This is a genomic window from Pseudomonas sp. CM25, from assembly GCF_013179705.1.
In the GTDB taxonomy this organism is placed as follows: Bacteria; Pseudomonadota; Gammaproteobacteria; order Pseudomonadales; family Pseudomonadaceae; genus Aquipseudomonas.
Genome location: NZ_JABMCW010000682.1, coordinates 1 through 956 on the forward strand (window position 1 = coordinate 1; position 956 = coordinate 956).

General features: G+C 54.2%; 2 protein-coding genes and 1 pseudogene. 1 reads left to right on the top strand and 2 read right to left on the bottom strand.

Features of this window, described 5'->3' with window-relative positions:
- Both HP546_RS31960 and HP546_RS30670 read right to left on the bottom strand, forming a co-directional pair.
- Nucleotides 1-162, bottom strand: a 162-nt coding sequence (locus tag HP546_RS31960; protein ID WP_172233744.1) for a chemotaxis protein CheB, incomplete at its 3' end; no start/stop codon positions are given.
- Nucleotides 163-248: 86 nt separating this feature from the next.
- A complete protein-coding gene (locus HP546_RS30670; protein ID WP_172233747.1) occupies nt 249-581 on the bottom strand; it encodes a hypothetical protein in 333 nt (110 codons plus the stop codon).
- Between the two features lie 290 nt (nt 582-871).
- On the opposite strand from HP546_RS30670, the pseudogene HP546_RS30675 reads away from it, so the two are divergent.
- Nucleotides 872-956, top strand: a pseudogene (locus tag HP546_RS30675) (termination factor Rho); the annotation flags it as partial.

Consider the following 956-nt stretch of genomic DNA (forward strand, 5'->3'; position numbering starts at 1 on the left):
CACGAATGCCATACCGTTATCGGCTGGCATGTTCTCGAGAAATTTTTGGAGCGCCTGGATGCCCCCCGCCGACGCACCGATGCCAACCACCGGAAATGGCAGCTCGCTTGGCACTACGTCTTTGCGCTGCGGTAATGCGGTTTTGTTATCGTCAGCGCTCATAGCAGGATTCTCATCGGAAGGACAAAAGCGGCCAGTCTAGTTCAGCCCGACGCGCAAAAAAACAGGCGTGTAAGGACGGCCCTTGTTCAATCGTTGAACGCGAGCGTACGCACGTGATTATGCGCGTCGTTCGTGGCGGCCGGTGCCGGCGCCAGGGTGTGCGCAACGTCGTTGCTGGCCGGGGGCTCAGGAAAGTCCCTGTCGATAATAGCGAGGTGTTCTAGTGCTTCTGCGTAGCAGTGCAGGGCTGAAGCTTTCAGTCTTTTATAGCGTTCGAACTGCTCCGCATCCAATTGGGGGTGAGTCAACATTTGTTCCGCTTGCTGGATGCGTCGATGCGCCTCGCCGAGCAGCCGTTGATTCTGTTCAAGAGCAAGGGCTCGGCATCGTTTCAGTTCATTCGCTTCATCAGACTGCATCGCGGCGTTCTCCACAGAATACCCTTTAACTTGTGACTGGGTACGCATCAGTTGGGTGCTATGGAATGTGTTCGAAAATCTGCTACGTGTGAGCGCTTAATACATCGATTTTTTCAACCGATAAGCCGCCTATGGCTTGAGCATGCAAGTGAGCGAACAGGCGACGGAATATCCCTCGAATCGGATGCCGACGGATCAGGTACCTGCTGCAGCCGTTTGTCCATTTTTCGGCACTCTGCCGAAGGGCAGGTGTTCAACCGTTCACTTAGAGCCTTTCAGGAGTGACGGTCATGCCCCGTGGAGACAAAGACAAATACACCGAGAAGCAAAAACGCAAAGCTGAACACATCGAAGAAAGCTATGAGCACAAAGGCG

What these genes read in the sequence shown, in the direction of transcription:
- HP546_RS30670 (WP_172233747.1), bottom strand. Translation starts at nt 581, where the DNA reads ATGCAGTCTGATGAAGCGAATGAACTGAAACGATGCCGAGCCCTTGCT.